Annotated in this window: 14 protein-coding genes; 6 read left to right on the forward strand and 8 right to left on the reverse strand. The window is 60.3% G+C overall.

Annotated elements, in window-relative coordinates; translation table 11 throughout:
- Positions 1-27 precede the first annotated feature (27 nt).
- Genes CKW19_RS09245 through CKW19_RS09255 form a run of 3 tightly spaced genes read left to right on the forward strand, consistent with a single transcriptional unit; the run spans position 28 to position 2806 of the window.
- Positions 28-759 carry a hypothetical protein gene (locus CKW19_RS09245; protein ID WP_095057624.1) on the forward strand — a complete coding sequence of 244 codons (732 nt, stop codon included), beginning with the start codon at positions 28-30 and terminating at the stop codon, positions 757-759.
- A 4-nt stretch (positions 760-763) separates the two neighbouring features.
- Positions 764-1270, forward strand: a complete 507-nt coding sequence (locus tag CKW19_RS09250) for a hypothetical protein (protein ID WP_095057625.1) — start codon at positions 764-766, stop codon at positions 1268-1270.
- Positions 1271-1327: 57 nt separating this feature from the next.
- Positions 1328-2806, forward strand: coding sequence for a VWA domain-containing protein (locus CKW19_RS09255; protein ID WP_095057626.1), 1479 nt, complete (start codon positions 1328-1330; stop codon positions 2804-2806).
- Positions 2807-3009: 203 nt separating this feature from the next.
- Here CKW19_RS09255 and CKW19_RS09260 read toward each other — a convergent pair whose 3' ends face one another.
- A complete protein-coding gene (locus tag CKW19_RS09260) occupies positions 3010-3930 on the reverse strand; it encodes a LysR substrate-binding domain-containing protein (RefSeq protein WP_095057627.1) in 921 nt (306 codons plus the stop codon).
- Between the two features lie 158 nt (positions 3931-4088).
- Between CKW19_RS09260 and CKW19_RS09265 the strand changes: the two genes are divergently transcribed.
- Positions 4089-5486, forward strand: a complete 1398-nt coding sequence (locus CKW19_RS09265; protein WP_095057628.1) for a NorM family multidrug efflux MATE transporter — start codon at positions 4089-4091, stop codon at positions 5484-5486.
- A 109-nt stretch (positions 5487-5595) separates the two neighbouring features.
- Here CKW19_RS09265 and CKW19_RS09270 read toward each other — a convergent pair whose 3' ends face one another.
- Positions 5596-7269 (reverse strand): bifunctional diguanylate cyclase/phosphodiesterase, encoded by a 1674-nt coding sequence (locus CKW19_RS09270; protein ID WP_095057629.1) that lies wholly within the window; start codon positions 7267-7269, stop codon positions 5596-5598.
- Between the two features lie 264 nt (positions 7270-7533).
- Here CKW19_RS09270 and rep point away from each other — a divergent pair, with 264 nt between their 5' ends.
- Both rep and CKW19_RS09280 read left to right on the forward strand, forming a co-directional pair.
- The gene (rep, locus tag CKW19_RS09275) at positions 7534-9543 is read left to right on the forward strand and encodes a DNA helicase Rep (RefSeq protein WP_095057630.1); all 2010 of its coding nucleotides are present in this window, start codon (positions 7534-7536) and stop codon (positions 9541-9543) included.
- A gap of 57 nt (positions 9544-9600) precedes the next feature.
- Positions 9601-10173, forward strand: coding sequence for a xanthine phosphoribosyltransferase (locus tag CKW19_RS09280; RefSeq protein ID WP_046038985.1), 573 nt, complete (start codon positions 9601-9603; stop codon positions 10171-10173).
- A gap of 128 nt (positions 10174-10301) precedes the next feature.
- On the opposite strand, the gene CKW19_RS09285 is transcribed toward CKW19_RS09280, so the two are convergent.
- From CKW19_RS09285 to dadA, 6 genes are all read right to left on the reverse strand, one after another.
- The gene (locus CKW19_RS09285) at positions 10302-12221 is read right to left on the reverse strand and encodes an acetyl-CoA hydrolase/transferase C-terminal domain-containing protein (RefSeq protein WP_095057631.1); all 1920 of its coding nucleotides are present in this window, start codon (positions 12219-12221) and stop codon (positions 10302-10304) included.
- Positions 12222-12493: 272 nt separating this feature from the next.
- Positions 12494-12907 carry a cytochrome c5 family protein gene (locus CKW19_RS09290; protein WP_095057632.1) on the reverse strand — a complete coding sequence of 138 codons (414 nt, stop codon included), beginning with the start codon at positions 12905-12907 and terminating at the stop codon, positions 12494-12496.
- Between the two features lie 182 nt (positions 12908-13089).
- A complete protein-coding gene (locus CKW19_RS09295) occupies positions 13090-13638 on the reverse strand; it encodes a cupin domain-containing protein (RefSeq protein ID WP_053163807.1) in 549 nt (182 codons plus the stop codon).
- Positions 13639-13764: 126 nt separating this feature from the next.
- On the reverse strand, positions 13765-14838 hold the full coding sequence (gene alr / locus CKW19_RS09300; RefSeq protein WP_095057633.1) for an alanine racemase: 1074 nt from the start codon (positions 14836-14838) through the stop codon (positions 13765-13767).
- A 97-nt stretch (positions 14839-14935) separates the two neighbouring features.
- Entirely contained in the window at positions 14936-15289 is a 354-nt protein-coding gene (locus CKW19_RS09305) for a RidA family protein (RefSeq protein ID WP_095057634.1), read from the reverse strand.
- Entirely contained in the window at positions 15261-16565 is a 1305-nt protein-coding gene (dadA, locus tag CKW19_RS09310) for a D-amino acid dehydrogenase (protein WP_095057635.1), read from the reverse strand. Before dadA ends, CKW19_RS09305 begins: the two co-directional genes overlap by 29 nt.
- Positions 16566-16691: the final 126 nt, after the last annotated feature.

Consider the following 16691-nt stretch of genomic DNA (forward strand, 5'->3'; position numbering starts at 1 on the left):
TCAACACCGTTATGTAGGAGTTTCACCATGTCGCGCAGCCTTTGGACTCGCTTCAAGCTACAGATCGCTTTCGTAGTCGCCGGCAGCCTGCTAATGACCGGTTGCGCCAACACTGGCAGCTCCATGCTCGGCGAGGGCGACGGTGCCGACCCGCGCCTGACCCAGGGCAATGACGCAGATTTCTTCAGCAAGTCCGGATACCAGGCCTGCGCCGTCGGCGCCGGTGTCGCCATCCTCGCTTGCGCACTGTCCAACAGCAACAACAAAACCGTGTGCGTCGTCGCCGCCGGTATTACCGCGTGCGGCGTGGCCATGGGCGCCAACTATTACCTGGATCAACGTCGCGCCGAATACGCCGACACCACCACCCGTTTGGCGAAAATGAACAGCGACGTCGAGCAAGACACGCAGAAGGTGATCGCCCGTACCGCGACCGCTCAGCAAGTGATCAATGATGACCAGGCGCAAATCGCCCAGATCAAAAAGGACATCGCCAACAAGAGGGTCGACAAGTCCAGGGCTCAGGCGCAAATCGCCGGGATCGATTCGGACATCGCACGCCTGCGTAAAGACCTTGCCAACATGCGTACCAAAGTCACCGAGTACAGCAAAGTGGCAGACGCCGAGCGCTCACAAGGCACCAGCGCCGAGATCAGGCAGGTGGACATGAACATTCAGAAAATGAACCAGAAAGTCGTCACCCTCCAGAAGGAAGTCGATGCTCTGTACAGCCAACGCTCCGCAATCACACTGGGCTAAGCACATGACGCTACGAAAACTGGTGGTTATCACCGCCGTCCTGGCCCTGAGCGGTTGCGCGACCGCGCCCGGCGAGTGCGATGCAACCAATCGCGACAGCAGCATGCTGACCAAGATGAATTGCGACTACTCCGGTGGTTACAGCGATCAGGTCAAGCAGAAGGAACTGGCCCTGAGCGAGTCCCGCCAGCAAAACGCAATGTTCCATCAGGTGTACGAGAACATTCAGGCCCAACAACTCAGCACCAAGACCGATCTGGCCAGCCAGCAGAAATCCCAGGCGGCGCTGAATCAGTCGCTGGCGCAACTGCTGACCTCGCTCAAGGCCCGCCGTGGCAATGAAGCCCAGGTGCAGAAGCAAATTGCCGACCTCGAGAAGCAGCTCAAGGCTTCGCAAGCGGCGCCAACGACCCAATCAACCCCAGCGACGCTGGCGGCCAAGCAGCAAGAGCTGAAAACGTTGCAGAAGAAGGTCAATCAGCTGCAATTCAGCCTCGGCTACGAAGAGTAACTTTTCACCCCGCAGGGCATCCCGACGGATGCCTGCACTTTTTCAGGAATCGTCGTCATGCAGCGGGTCATCAGGGATGCGCAAGCCACATCGGAGGGGATGAGTACGCTGCAAGCCAAAGTCGCCCTCATCCAGAAACACTTTCCGCCGACCGTCGCCAGTCTGTTTGCCATCCCGCGAATGGGCAGCGGCGACGTGCTGGAATGGTGGACCGAACTGGGCGGCCAACCCACGCCCTATGCCGACCTCAACGAGGACGCGCAACGACGGTTGCTGGAAACCTATGAAGTGCGACAGACGTCCCTTGGACAGCTGGCGGACGAACTGCAAAAACGCGGTCAACCGACGGAAGCGGATGACCTGCGCAGCCTGCTCGGCGCGCCTGAGCTGGACAAACTCTACAGCCTCAACGGTGAGCCTTTGGTGGTGCGCTGGAACCTGCGTCCGCCCAAACCGATCGTGCCGCCGGTGGTACCTCTCGCTCCGGTCGTGCCGCCATCGCGTCGAGGCTGGTGGATCGCGGCGGCCTTGCTCGCGTTGTTGCTGCTGCTTCTGGCGCTCTGGCTCTGGTGGTTCCTGCACCGTGAGCCGGTTGTTGTGGTTCCGCCTGTCGCGCCAGTGGCGCCAGTGGTGACGCCGGTTGAGAAACCGGTTGAACCTGCTCCCGAGCCTGTCGTGGAACCGGAACCGAAACCTGCTCCGGTACCAGCACCCGCGCCAGAACCGGTACCAGTACCAGTACCGGAACCCAAGCCGGTCCCGCCACCAAAACCAGCACCGGAACCCAAGCCGATCCCGCCACCCAAACCGGTTCCACCACCCAAACCGGTAGTGGCTGCCCCGCCACCAGCCCCAACGCTGGACAACTTCGCATGCCGTAAAAATGCGCCGAACTCAGAGATCCCGCAATTCGTGGTGGTGCTCGACACCTCGGGTTCGATGAACTTGAACATCAAGTCAGTGAAAGCCGACGAGGACTGGTTCTTCGGTAGTGACCTCAACAAGCTCCTGGACCCGAACCGCACCATGCGGCTCACCGCCAGACCCAGCCGCATGGACGTCGCCAAGGACTCGCTGGCCAGCATGATCAACGGGCTGGACCCGAAGATCGACACACGCCTGATCACCTTCGCCGGCTGCGAAAGAACACCGGACCGGGGTGTGTTCAGGTTCGGCGACCGCCCGAGGCTGATCAACGGGATTCGAGGTCTGGTTCCCGACGATGGCACACCGCTGGCCGACAGCCTGGCCCACGCGGCGAGTACCGTCGACGGGCGCAATAACGATGCGGTTATCGTGATGTTTGTCGACGGAGAAGACGGTTGCGGGCAGGACGTTTGCGCGGTATCCCGTCGAATCGCCAGGGAACAACCGCGCCTGCGGGTCAACGTGGTGAAAATCGGTGTTGGCGGCCCGTCACGTTGCATCGCTGAAAACACCGGCGGCCGGGTTTACAACAGCACCAACGCGGCTGAACTGGGCAACCAGTTGAAACAGGCAAGCAAGGAATTATCCAGCAATGCCAAGTGTGATTAGCTTGGGAGCATGCTGAAATGAAGTGACCCCATTCGCGAGCAGGCTCGCTCCCACAGGGTTTGTGTCGATCACAAATACAGTGTTGGAGCCTGCTCGCGATGGCTATCTCAGAGGCGCCTCAACGAAACCGGTCAACATCATGCCGCAAGTCTGCGCCAGGCTTTCCAGCCCCTAGGCAGTCACAGCCACAGTGCCACATCGATTCAGCTCAGGTGCTCGACCGCCGGTAATTCCATGGCCCGAACCTCACCCAAGAGGAAAACGCTGAGGCGGCGCAAACGTTCACCTCCAGGGCGGGTTTTCGGCCAGACCAGGTAATAATTCTCACCGCTGGCGACGGCTGTCGGCCACGGCAAACTCAGACGTCCCTGCGCAACATCCTCCGCCACCATCAGCAAATCGCCCATGGACACACCATAGCCTCGGGCGGCAGCAATCATGCCCAGTTCCAGTGTGTCGAACACCTGCCCGCCCTTGAGCGAGACTTGATCGGTCAGGCCCATGCGCTCCAGCCACTTGCGCCAGTCACGGCGGTCCGGCGTCGGGTGCAGCAGCTCGGCGCTGGCCAGGCGCGCAACGTCCCACGGTTGATCCTTCAGAAGATTCGGTGCGCCCACCGGAATCAGCTCTTCGGGGAATAGGAAAGTCGTCTCCCAGTCCGGAGGAAAATGCCCGTTGCTGAGGATGACGGCACAGTCAAAGGGTTCGTGATTGAAGTCCACCGTATCGATGTCCATCCAGGCGCTGGTCAATTGCACTTCGTTGCCCGGTTGCAGATGACGGAAGCGGCTGAGGCGCGCCAGCAACCAGCGCATGGTCAGGGTCGACGGGGCTTTCATGCGCAGGATGTCGTCTTCGGCACGCAGGGTGTTGCAGGCCCGCTCCAGGGCTGTGAAACCCTCGCGAATACCCGGCAACAGCAAACGGGCCGACTCGGTCAGTTGCAGGTTGCGGCCACTGCGGTGAAACAAGCGGCAGGCAAAATGATCTTCCAGCGTACGAATATGCCGGCTGACCGCACTTTGGGTGATCGACAGTTCTTCGGCGGCGCGGGTAAACGAACTGTGCCGCGCCGCCGCTTCGAATGCGCGCAGGGCATACAAGGGAGGAAGACGACGTGACATCAGGAATGCTCCTACAGCGGGACTCGCCAACCCTAGCAGAAACTATTCAGCATGAGTTTGAATCATGCCATCTATCCTTTTTATCCCTTTGTGCAATCCCCGCAAAGCGCCGAGAATCGACGCTTTCCTGTTCTCTCTGATATTCGAGCGTGATGACCATGCAGCATCCAGCGCGTATTGAACTCTGGGCCATCCTGCGGCTGGCGGGGCCGTTGATTGCCTCGCAGTTGGCGCACATGTTGATGGTCCTCACCGACACATTGATGATGGCGCGCCTGAGTCCCGAGGCGCTGGCCGGTGGCGGGCTCGGTGCGGCGACCTATTCGTTCGTGTCGATTTTCTGCATCGGCGTGATTGCCGCGGTCGGCACCCTGGTGGCGATCCGGCAAGGTGCCGGCGACATCCTCGGAGCGACCCGATTGACCCAGGCCGGGTTATGGCTGGCGTGGCTGATGGCACTGGTTGCCGGCCTGCTGCTGTGGAACCTCAAACCGGTCCTGCTGCTGTTTGGCCAAACCGAAACCAACGTCAACGCGGCCGGTCAGTTTTTGATCTTCCTGCCGTTCGCTCTGCCCGGTTACCTGAGCTTCATGGCCCTGCGCGGGTTCACCAGTGCCATCGGCCGCGCAACACCGGTAATGGTCATCAGCGTGGGCGGTACGGTCGCCAACTTCTTGCTCAACTATGCGTTGATCACCGGCATGTTCGGCCTGCCAAAACTGGGGCTGATGGGGATCGGGCTCGTGACGGCGATTGTCGCCAACCTCATGGCGCTGGCACTGGCGTGGCACATCCGTCGGCACTCGGCCTACAACGACTATCCGCTGCGCCAGGGTCTATCGCGACTCAACCGTCAGTACCTGAAGGAGCTGTGGCGCCTGGGCCTGCCGATTGGTGGCACCTATGCGGTGGAAGTCGGGCTGTTTGCTTTCGCCGCGCTGTGCATGGGCACCATGGGCAGTACGCAACTGGGCGCGCACCAGATCGCCCTGCAGATCGTGTCGGTGGCGTTCATGGTGCCGGCGGGGATTTCTTACGCGATCACCATGCGCATCGGTCAGCACTACGGCGCCGGGCAACTGTTGAGCGCACGCCTGGCTGGCCGTGTCGGCATAGTCTTCGGCGCGGTGGCGATGTTGTGTTTCGCGATGGTGTTCTGGCTGCTGCCGAATCAATTGGTGGGTCTGTTCCTCGACCACAATGACCCGGCCTTCCGCGAAGTCATCAGTCTGGCGGTGAGCCTGTTGGCGGTGGCCGCGTGGTTCGAGCTGTTCGACGGCGTGCAAACCATTGCCATGGGTTGCATTCGCGGGCTCAAGGATGCGAAGACCACGTTCCTCGTCGGCCTGGGTTGCTACTGGCTGATTGGCGCGCCTGCGGCCTGGTGGATGGCGTTTCACCTGAACTGGGGACCGACCGGCGTCTGGTGGGGTTTGGCGCTGGGGCTGGCGTGCGCGGCGGTGAGCCTGACGCTTGGATTTGAGTGGAAGATGAAACGGATGATCGAGCGCGAGCCAGCGCAACGGAACGGTTTCACAGTCGCTCAGCCAGACTGAGATCCCTGTAGGAGCTGGCTTGCCAGCGATAGCGATGACCGTCACATCATCGCTGGCTGTCAGGCCATCATCGCCGGCAAGCCAGCTCCTACAGGTGACTTGTGGCGCCTTAACTAACGATTTCCATCATCGGCTGCTGTCTGGCGTCGAACGTCAGGTACTCCACCAACTCGGCCAGCGGCAACGGTTTGCTGATCAAATACCCTTGCACCTGATCGCAATCAAACCCGCGCAACAAATCCAGCTGCTCCGGCGTTTCCACGCCTTCAGCCACGACCTCGAGGTTGAGGTTGTGCGCCAGGTTGATCATCGCGTGGACCAGTTTGCGGTTCTCCTCGCGCTGCTCCATGCCGCCGACAAAGCTCTTGTCGATCTTCAGCAGCGTGATCGGCAGGCTGTTGAGGTGCACGAACGACGAAAAACCCGTTCCGAAGTCGTCGAGGGAGAAGCGCACACCGAGGCGCCCGAGGGCGTCCATGGTCTGCTTGACCAGATCGCTGCGACGCATGACCGCGGTTTCGGTCAATTCGAATTCCAGCCATTGCGCCTCGACACCGCGTTCGGCGATCAAACGGCTCAGGGTCGAGAGCAACTGGCTGTCCTGGAACTGGCGGAACGACAGGTTGATTGCCATGTGCAGCGGCGGCAAGCCCAGTTCAAGCAACGCCTGCATGTCGCGCAACGCCCGGGAAATCACCCAGTAGCCCAGCGGCACGATCAGGCCGCTTTGCTCGGCCAGCGGCACGAATTCACTCGGTGGCAGCAAACCGCGCTCGGCATGACGCCAACGGACCAGGGCTTCGAGGCCGACGATCTCCCCGTCTTCAAGGTTCAGCCGTGGCTGGTAATGCAGTTCCAGTTCGTCACGACGCAACGCCCGGCGCAGTTCGCTTTCAAGGTCGGCGATGCTGCGGGCATTGCGGTTGATGCGTTCGTTGAAAATGTGAAAGGTGCAGCCCTGGGTGCTCTTGGCCTGTTGCATGGCGATGTGCGCGTGCCACATCAGCGGGTCCGCACCGGCCTGGGCCCGTGCATGGGCAATGCCCAGGCTGGAGCCGATCAGCAGGCTTTCGCCATCGACCCAATAAGGCTCGGCCAATGCTTCGCTGATGCGCTCGGCCATCCACTCGGCACGCTGGGGAGCGCGACGAGTGTCGATCAGCAGAGCAAATTCATCACTGCCCAGGCGCGCCAACTGATCGCCGGCCTCAAGCTGGCTCTTGAGCCGCGCCACCACTTGCAGGATCAGGCGGTCACCGGCCTGATGACCGAGGGCATCATTGGCGTAACGGAAATTGTCGAGGTCGAGGTGACCGAGAGCCAGACCGCGCCCGTCGTTTTCCGCCAGCCGCGCTGTCAGCAAGGTCTGAAAACCCTGGCGATTGGCGATGCCGGTCAGCGGGTCTTGCTCGGCCAGGCGTTGCAGGGTGTTTTCCAGCACGCCACGTTCGCGCACATGGCGCAGGCAACGGCGCAACATGCCGTGATCGAGCAGATCGCGCACCAACCAGTCACTCACGCCATCGGGCGGGGTCTGGGGCTCGTGATCCAGCAGCAACACCGTCGGCAGATTGCAACGGCCGGGTGCCGGCTGAAGTGCCGGGATCGTCAATAACACCGCGCTGCGGTTGTCATCGAACAGACTGCTGACCGAGTCCCAGCTCGGCGCACTGATAAGCACGGCCGTGCTCCCCATCGGAGCCAGACACTCGCGCAACAACGCTGCCCACGCTGGCTCTTCGGCCAGTAACAGCAAACGCAAGGGTTCGACAGGCGTAGACAAGCTAGCTCCCTAGACTCTGCAAAGATGTAGGCGACCGGCATTATGCCGTGCCGATAACCAATGGCAATGACATCAATTATCAAAACGCGGTCTTTGTATCTGGAATTACGAACATTAGCCGCAAATTTATTGCGCATCCTGCGTGAAAGTAACAAAACCGGCAAATACAGAAAGCGTTGTACGTCACAAGTCGGACAGAGCAGCACAATTCGCTGAGCCTGTTAAAATGCCGGCCCATTTCGTGACTGACTTCTGAATTTACGTATGTCCCGACTCAATCCCCGGCAGCAAGAAGCCGTGAACTACGTCGGCGGCCCTCTATTGGTGCTCGCCGGCGCAGGCTCCGGCAAGACCAGCGTGATCACGCGCAAAATCGCGCACCTGATCCAGAACTGCGGCATCCGCGCCCAGTACATCGTCGCCATGACCTTCACCAACAAGGCCGCACGCGAGATGAAGGAGCGGGTCGGCACCCTGCTGCGCGCCGGCGAAGGCCGCGGGCTGACCGTCTGCACCTTCCACAACCTGGGCCTGAACATCATCCGCAAGGAACACGTGCGGCTGGGCTACAAACCGGGCTTCTCGATTTTCGACGAGACCGACGTCAAAGCCCTGATGACCGACATCATGCAGAAGGAATACTCGGGCGAAGACGGCGTCGACGAGATCAAGAACATGATCGGCGCCTGGAAAAACGACCTGATCCTGCCGCCCCAGGCCCTGGAAAACGCGCGCAACCCCAAGGAGCAGACCGCTGCCATCGTCTACACCCACTACCAGCGCACGCTCAAGGCGTTCAACGCGGTGGACTTCGACGACCTGATCCTGCTGCCGGTGAAGCTGTTTGAAGAGCACGCCGACATCCTGGAAAAGTGGCAGAACAAGGTGCGTTACCTGCTGGTCGACGAATACCAGGACACCAACGCCAGCCAATATTTGCTGGTGAAAATGCTCATCGGCAAACGCAACCAGTTCACCGTGGTAGGCGACGACGACCAGTCGATCTACGCCTGGCGGGGTGCGCGGCCGGAAAACCTGATGCTGCTCAAGGACGATTACCCGTCCCTGAAAGTGGTGATGCTGGAGCAGAACTACCGCTCCACCAGCCGCATCCTGCGCTGCGCCAACGTGTTGATCTCGAACAACCCGCACGAATTCGAAAAGCAGCTGTGGAGCGAGATGGGTCACGGCGACGAGATCCGCGTGATCCGTTGCCGCAACGAAGACGCCGAAGCCGAGCGCGTGGCCGTGGAAATCCTCAGCCTGCACTTGCGCACCGATCGCCCGTACAGCGACTTTGCGATCCTCTATCGCGGCAACTACCAGGCCAAGCTGATCGAGCTGAAGTTGCAGCATCACCAGGTGCCGTATCGCCTGTCCGGTGGCAACAGCTTCTTCGGGCGTCAGGAAGTCAAAGACCTGATGGCGTACTTCCGCCTGATCGTGAACCCTGACGACGACAACGCCTTCCTGCGGGTGATCAACGTACCGCGCCGCGAAATCGGCTCGACCACGCTGGAAAAGCTCGGCAACTACTCCACCGAACGCAAGATCTCGATGTACGCCGCCACCGATGAAATCGGCTTGGGCGAGCATCTGGACAGCCGCTTCACCGATCGCCTGTCGCGCTTCAAGCGTTTCATGGACCGGGTGCGCGAGCAGTGCGCGGGCGAAGACCCGATTTCAGCCCTGCGCAGCATGGTCATGGACATCGACTACGAGAACTGGCTGCGCACCAACAGCTCCAGCGACAAGGCCGCCGATTACCGCATGGGTAACGTCTGGTTCCTGATCGAGGCGCTGAAGAACACCCTGGAAAAAGACGAAGACGGCGAAATGACCGTCGAAGACGCCATCGGCAAACTCGTCCTGCGCGACATGCTCGAACGTCAGCAGGAAGAAGAAGACGGCGCCGAAGGCGTGCAGATGATGACCTTGCATGCGTCCAAAGGCCTGGAATTCCCCTACGTGTTCATCATGGGCATGGAAGAGGAAATCCTCCCGCACCGCTCCAGCATCGAAGCCGACACCATCGAAGAAGAACGCCGCCTGGCCTACGTGGGTATTACCCGCGCACGTCAAACGCTGGCGTTCACCTTCGCCGCCAAGCGTAAGCAGTATGGTGAGATCATTGATTGCGCGCCCAGCCGCTTCCTCGATGAGCTGCCGCCGGACGATCTGGCGTGGGAAGGCAACGACGATACACCGACCGAAGTCAAAGCCGTGCGGGGCAATAGCGCATTGGCGGATATACGCGCGATGTTAAAGCGCTAGAATTGACCACTTTTTTACAACCTTAGGGCGCACAAAGCGCCAACAGAGGACAGCTTCATGGAAGCCCTGCACAAGAAAATTCGCGAAGAAGGCATCGTGCTTTCCGACCAGGTCCTGAAGGTCGACGCCTTTTTGAACCACCAGATCGACCCGGCCCTGATGAAGCTGATCGGCGACGAATTCGCCACGCTGTTCAAGGATTCGGGCATCACCAAGATCGTCACCATCGAAGCCTCGGGCATTGCCCCGGCGATCATGACCGGTCTGAACCTGGGTGTGCCGGTGATTTTCGCCCGCAAACACCAGTCCCTGACCCTGACTGAAAACCTGCTGTCGGCGACCGTCTACTCGTTCACCAAGCAGACCGAAAGCACCGTGGCGATTTCCCCGCGTCACCTGACCAGCAGCGACCGCGTGCTGATCATCGATGACTTCCTGGCCAACGGTAAGGCGTCCCAGGCGCTGATCTCGATCATCAAGCAGGCTGGCGCCACCGTCGCCGGTTTGGGCATCGTGATCGAGAAGTCGTTCCAGGGCGGGCGTGCGGAGCTGGATTCGCAGGGTTATCGCGTTGAATCGCTGGCCCGCGTCAAGTCGCTGGCTGACGGTGTTGTGACCTTCATCGAATAAAGCCGCACCGCAACCCCCCTGTAGGAGCTAGCCTGCTAGCGATGGCGTCGTGTCAGTCACAATCTTCATGACTGACAGACTGAAATCGCTAGCAGGCTAGCTCCCACAGTTGGTTTTGGGATGGGCAGTTATTGCCCGGTGGCTTTCAGGCCCGCCAGCAACAGCCGTTGATACAAGTCTTCCTTCAACCCTTCCGGCTTGCTCAGCTGCATGCGTTCCAGATGCTCAGGAAACGCCCCAGGCTCCGGCGCATCCAGCGCTGCCTTGCCCAACTCCAGCACTTCACTCAGCTTGAATTTGCTCTTGAGCCAGTTCAGCGCCCGCAACACATCCCGCTCCACGTCGGTGAAATCACAACCCAACGGATACTCCGGAAACAGATTCGGATGCCGCGCCTCAATGCCCTGCAAGCGCTCCGGTCGGTTATCACTGAAACGTGGATCAAGCTGAAAACCCTTCGGCAACTTGCCGACTTTTTGCGCCTGCTCGATCAATCCCTGTTGAAAGCGTGAATCGCAAATATTGAGCAACGCTTCGATCACTGCCGCATCGGTCTTGCCGCGCAGATCGGCGATGCCGTACTCGGTCACCACGACATCGCGCAGATGCCGGGGGATCGTGCAGTGGCCGTATTCCCAGACAATGTTCGAGCTGACGTCGCCGCCGGATTCGCGCCAGCTGCGCAGCAACAAGACCGAGCGCGCGCCTGCCAGTGCATGCCCCTGCACCACGAAGTTGTACTGCCCGCCCACGCCGCTAAGTACACGTCCGTCTTCCAGCTGATCCGCCACGGCGGCGCCGAGCAAGGTCACGGTAAACGCCGTGTTGATGAACCGCGCATCGAGACGCTGCAACCGCTTGAGTTCTTCCTGGCCGTAGAGCTCGTTGATGTAGCTGATGCGGGTCATGTTGAATTCAAGCCGCTTGCTCTGTGGCAACTCACGCAAGCGTTCGTAGAAGCTGCGCGGCCCGAGGAAGAAGCCACCGTGCACCGAGATGCCATCGGTTGCCGCTTCGTCGAGGGTGCCGGCATTCGCCTGCTGTTGAGTTTCAACATCCGGGTAGACCTTGCGCCGCACGATTCCGGCGTCGGACAGCATCAGCAAGCCGTTGACGAACATTTCGCTGCAACCGTACAGGCCTTTGGCGAAAGGTTCGAGGCCCCCTTCGCGCTCGATCAACTGCGCCCAGTGGCTGAGATTTACATCCGCCAGCAAAGCTTTGTAGCCATCATTTTCCGTCTGCCTGGCCAACAGCGCTGCCGTCAGCGCATCGCCCATCGAACCGATGCCGATCTGAAGCGTGCCGCCATCACGCACCAGGGTGCTGGCGTGCAGCCCGATGAAATGGTCCTGAAAACCTACCGGCATGTTGGGCGTGGAAAACAGTGTGGTGCTGTCTTTCTCGTCGATCAGCAGGTCGAACGTATCAATGCCGACCTCCGCATCGCCCGGCATATAGGGCAGATCGTTGTGGACCTGGCCGACCAGCAGAATAGTTTCCCCGACGGCGCGGCGCTTGGCGATCATGGGCAACAGGTCGAGGGTGATGTCCGGGTTGCAGCTCAGGCTCAAGCGATCAGGGTGCTCGGCATGGCTGGCCACCAACTGCGCCACCAGGTTCAGCCCAGCCGCATTGATGTCCCGCGCCGCGTGGCTGTAGTTGCTGCTGACGTAATCCTGCTGGGCAGGCGGGCTGTTGAGCAGGCTGCCGGGCTGCATGAAAAATTGCTGGATGTGAATGTTGCCCGGCAGGTTGTCGCGGCGCAGGTCGGCGAGGAGATCCAGCTCCGGATAATCGCCGAAGACCCGTTCGGTGAAGGGCTCGAGGAAACGCTTCTGCAAGCCATCGCCCAAGGACGGACGGCCCAGGCACAGTGCGGTGTAGATCGTCAGCCGCCGCTCGGGCAACTGGGCGATACGTCGATACAGCGCGTTGACGAAATGATTGGGTTTGCCCAATCCCAACGGCAGGCCCATGTGAATATGCGCCGGCAACCGCGCCAGAACGTCATCGACCGCTTGTTCGATAGTACACAACTGAACCATCCGAACCTCCCTCGCATTCCATGGTATGGGGTTGGACCGAGCTTGCCGGGTCTTTGCTGCATTGAACAGCCTGTAAAAAACCATCGCCCCACACAAAAACCGTGTAGGAGCGAGCATGCTCGCGAAGGACTCTCAGACGCCGCGGGGTTTCAGGTTCGCCAAGTTATCGTTAACGACCATCGCGAGCAGGCTCGCTCCTACGGTAAGCAACAAAAATCGCAGGCACAAAAAAGCCGCTCGAAAGCGGCTTCTTCGCGAAAGAGGCGGGCTGGTTACAGACCGGACATCTCTTTGATGGCGCCCTTCAGCTCGTCGTCGGAGCAGTCGGCGCAGGTGCCTTTAGGCGGCATCGCGTTGATACCGGTAATGGCTTTGGCCAGGATGCCGTCGAGGCCGCCCTGGTGATCGGCGCGTTCTTTCCAGGCCGCTTTGTCGCCGACTTTCGGCGCGCCCAACAGGCCGGTGCCGTGGCAAGCGTTGCAATGCTTGGCAATAACATCTTTAGGTGCCTTGGCACCACCGCCGCCGCCAGCCGAAGCGGCGACTTCCATGCCCTTGCACTCTTTACCTGTCACACAGACCTGGCCGACCGGCTCAAGGCGTTTGGCAATTTCGTCGTTGGTCGCAGCTTGAGCGCTGGCAGCCCATAGGGCCAATACGGTTGCTGGTACAGCCAGCATTTTCATAATTAGATTCACGCGTTCACCCTCAATGGTGGCTAGTCACGCCTACGGCCACGGTTCGCAGGCGGGCGCAAGTATAGCGGTAAGCCCGTCGCACTGAAACAACCCCAAAGTCGAAGGGGTCTTAGGCGGCGGCGGAAAAGCCGCCTGACCGCCTCTGCGAGGCTGACAGGACGCCGCTTCTCTTAGAAATTCGCCGGTGTGGCTGCGCTGATTAGTCGCGCTGGCGCATCGAACGGATTCCGGAAACGGTGTGGCTTGGTACTTTCAAAGTAGTAGCTATCGCCGGCTTCGAGCACAAAAGTTTCCTGCCCGACCACCAACTCCAGTTTGCCTTCGACCAAAATGCCGGTTTCCTCGCCCTCGTGGGTGAGCATCTCGTCACCGGTGTCGGCGCCTGGCGGGTAAATTTCATTGAGGAATGCGATAGCCCGGCTCGGGTGCGCCCGACCGACCAGTTTCATGGTCACCGCGCCATCGGAAATATCGATCAGCTCGTTGGCCTTGTAGACGATCTGAGTCGGTTTCTCCTGCAGGATTTCTTCGGAAAAGAACTCGACCATGGACATGGGAATTCCGCCCAGCACTTTGCGCAGCGAACTGATCGAGGGGCTGACGCTGTTTTTCTCGATCATCGAAATCGTGCTGTTGGTGACCCCCGCCCGTTTGGCGAGTTCACGCTGGGAAAGGCCTTTGAGCCTACGGATGGATTGCAGTCGTTCACCGACGTCCAAAGCTTGCGCCTCCAGGATTCAATTGTTGGAATAGTGAGCGTTATCATGGCGACAGCGTTCAGTATTTACAACACTTTGACCTGAATCCTGTTCAGCGAGGCGACTTCCGGTCCGCCGCGTTTGGCACTAAGCCCCGGAATAGAGCAGTGGCACCCGGCGCAGGTTGCAAAAAATCTGATAAGGAATGGTGCCGGCGGCGATGGCCACGTCACTGGCGAGGATGTTTTTGCCCCACAATTCGACGGTCGACCCCAGACCGGCCTGCGGCACATCGGTCAGGTCGATGCAGAGCATGTCCATCGATACCCGGCCGATCAACTGGCTGCGCTGCCCTGCCACCAGCACTGGCGTGCCGGTCGGTGCCAGACGCGGGTAGCCGTCGGCGTAGCCCATGGCCACGACGCCAATGCGCATTGGTTTTTGAGTGATGAATTTGGCGCCGTAACCGACAGGTTCGCCGGCCGGCAATTCACGCACGCTGATCACTTTCGATTCCAGGGTCATGACCGGTTGCAGGCGCGATGCTACTTCGTTGGCTTCTTCGAAAGGTGTGGCGCCATAGAGCATGATGCCTGGGCGCACCCAATCGCTCGGAATCTGCGGCCATCCGAGCACCGCCGGCGAGTTGCGCAGGCTGACCTCGGCGGACAAGCCCTTGCGCGCCGCTTCAAATACCGCCACCTGATCGGCACTGGCCTGCTCGTGCAGTTCATCGGCACGGGCAAAGTGGCTCATCAGCACCACTTTCGCGACTTTGCCGCAGGCCAACAGTCGATGGTAGGCCGCCTGATAATCCGCCGGGTGCAGCCCCACGCGGTGCATGCCCGAATCAAGCTTCAGCCACACCGTAATCGGTTTGTTCAGTGAGGCTTTCTCGATGGCTTCGAGTTGCCACAGCGAATGCACCACGCACCAGAAATCGTGCTCGACGATCAGCGCCAGCTCATCGGCTTCGAAAAAACCTTCCAGCAACAGGATCGGCGCACGAATGCCCGCCGCCCGCAGCTCCAACGCCTCTTCGATACACGCTACCGCAAAACCGTCCGTCTCGGCTTCGAGTGCCTGGGCACAACGCACGGCGCCATGGCCATAGGCATCGGCCTTGATCACGGCAAGGGCTTTGGCCCCCGTGAGTTCACGGGCGATTCGGTAGTTGTGACGCAGGGCTTGAAGGTCGATCAGGGCACGGGCAGGACGCATGGCGGCAGACTTCTGGTCGGGTCATCGGGAAGAAAAACCGGCGCTGACTGGTGGCGTAAACCGCCGGCAGCACCGGGAGAGGGATCTGTCTGAAAGCTTATGGCAGAGCGGCGACAACCGACAGCTCGACCAGGATTTCCGGTTCGCACAGTTTCGATTCGACGGTGGCGCGGGCCGGGGCGACGCCTTTTGGCAGCCACTTGTCCCACACCGCGTTCATGCCTTCAAAATGCGCGTCGATGTCCTTCAGGTAAATCGTCACCGACAACAGATTGCTTTTGTCGGTGCCGGCCAGATCGAGCAAACGCTCGATGTTGGCCAGGGTTTCGCGGGTCTGCTGTTCAATCCCGGCGTTCATGTCGTCGCCGACCTGCCCGGCCAGGTACACCGTGCCGTTATGGGTGACGATCTGACTCATGCGCTCATTGGTGAGCTGGCGCTGGACTGACATGCTTTGCAGACTCCTGAATTTTTTTGCCATAACGGGAAATATCGAGGCCTTCGGCGCTGATCTGCGGCTTTTTCTTCGCCATCAGGTCAGCCAGCAAGCGACCGGAGCCGCACGCCATGGTCCAGCCGAGTGTGCCGTGACCGGTGTTCAGGAACAGATTCTTGAACGGGGTGGCGCCGACAATCGGGGTGCCGTCCGGAGTGGTCGGACGCAGGCCGGTCCAGAAATCGGCCTGGGCCAGATCGCCGCCCTGAGGATAAAGATCGTTGACGATCATCTCCAGGGTTTCACGGCGACGCGGGTTCAGCGACAGGTCAAAACCGGCAATCTCGGCCATGCCGCCAACACGGATGCGGTTGTCGAAACGGGTGATCGCGACCTTGTAGGTCTCGTCGAGAATGGTTGACGTCGGGGCCATCGCCGGGTTGGTGATCGGCACGGTCAGGGAGTAGCCCTTGAGCGGGTACACCGGCGCCTTGATCCCCAACGGCTTGAGCAGTTGCGGCGAGTAACTGCCGAGGGCCAGCACGTAGCGGTCGGCGGTTTCCAGCTTGCCGTCGATCCACACGCCGTTGATGCGATCACCGGCGAAGTCGAGGCGCTGAATGTCCTGACCGAAACGGAACTGCACGCCAAGGTTCGTAGCCATCTCGGCGAGCTTGGTGGTGAACATCTGGCAGTCGCCAGTCTGGTCATTCGGCAGGCGCAGGGCACCGGCGAGGATGTCGGTGACGCTGGCCAGTGCCGGCTCAACGCGGGCAATGCCTTCACGGTCGAGCAGTTCAAACGGCACGCCGGACTCTTTCAACACGGCGATGTCTTTTGCGGCGCCGTCGAGTTGAGCCTGGGTGCGGAACAGTTGGGTGGTACCGAGGCTGCGGCCTTCGTAGGCAATGCCGGTTTCAGCACGCAGTTCGTCGAGGCAGTCACGGCTGTACTCGGACAGACGGACCATGCGCTCCTTGTTCACCGCATAACGGCTGGCGGTGCAGTTGCGCAGCATCTGGGCCATCCACAGGTACTGATCGATGTCCGCAGTCGCCTTGATCGCCAGCGGGGCGTGGCGCTGCAACAGCCACTTGATAGCCTTGAGCGGCACGCCCGGCGCAGCCCACGGCGAGGCATAGCCTGGCGACACTTGCCCTGCGTTGGCGAAACTGGTCTCCATCGCGGCAGCCGGCTGCCGGTCCACGACCACCACTTCAAACCCGGCACGGGCCAGATAATAAGCACTGGTGGTACCGATGACGCCGCTACCCAAGACCATGACGCGCATTTTATATCCCTCATCGCGGCTAACCGCTGACGTTTGTTATTGAGAGCTTTAGATACGCGCAGTGTAAAAAAGATTTGCCAGTGCTTTTCACTATATAAGCGCCTATATTTGGCGACAATTCTCGGC

The organism is Pseudomonas sp. Irchel s3f7, from assembly GCF_900187615.1.
Taxonomy (GTDB): domain Bacteria; phylum Pseudomonadota; class Gammaproteobacteria; order Pseudomonadales; family Pseudomonadaceae; genus Aquipseudomonas.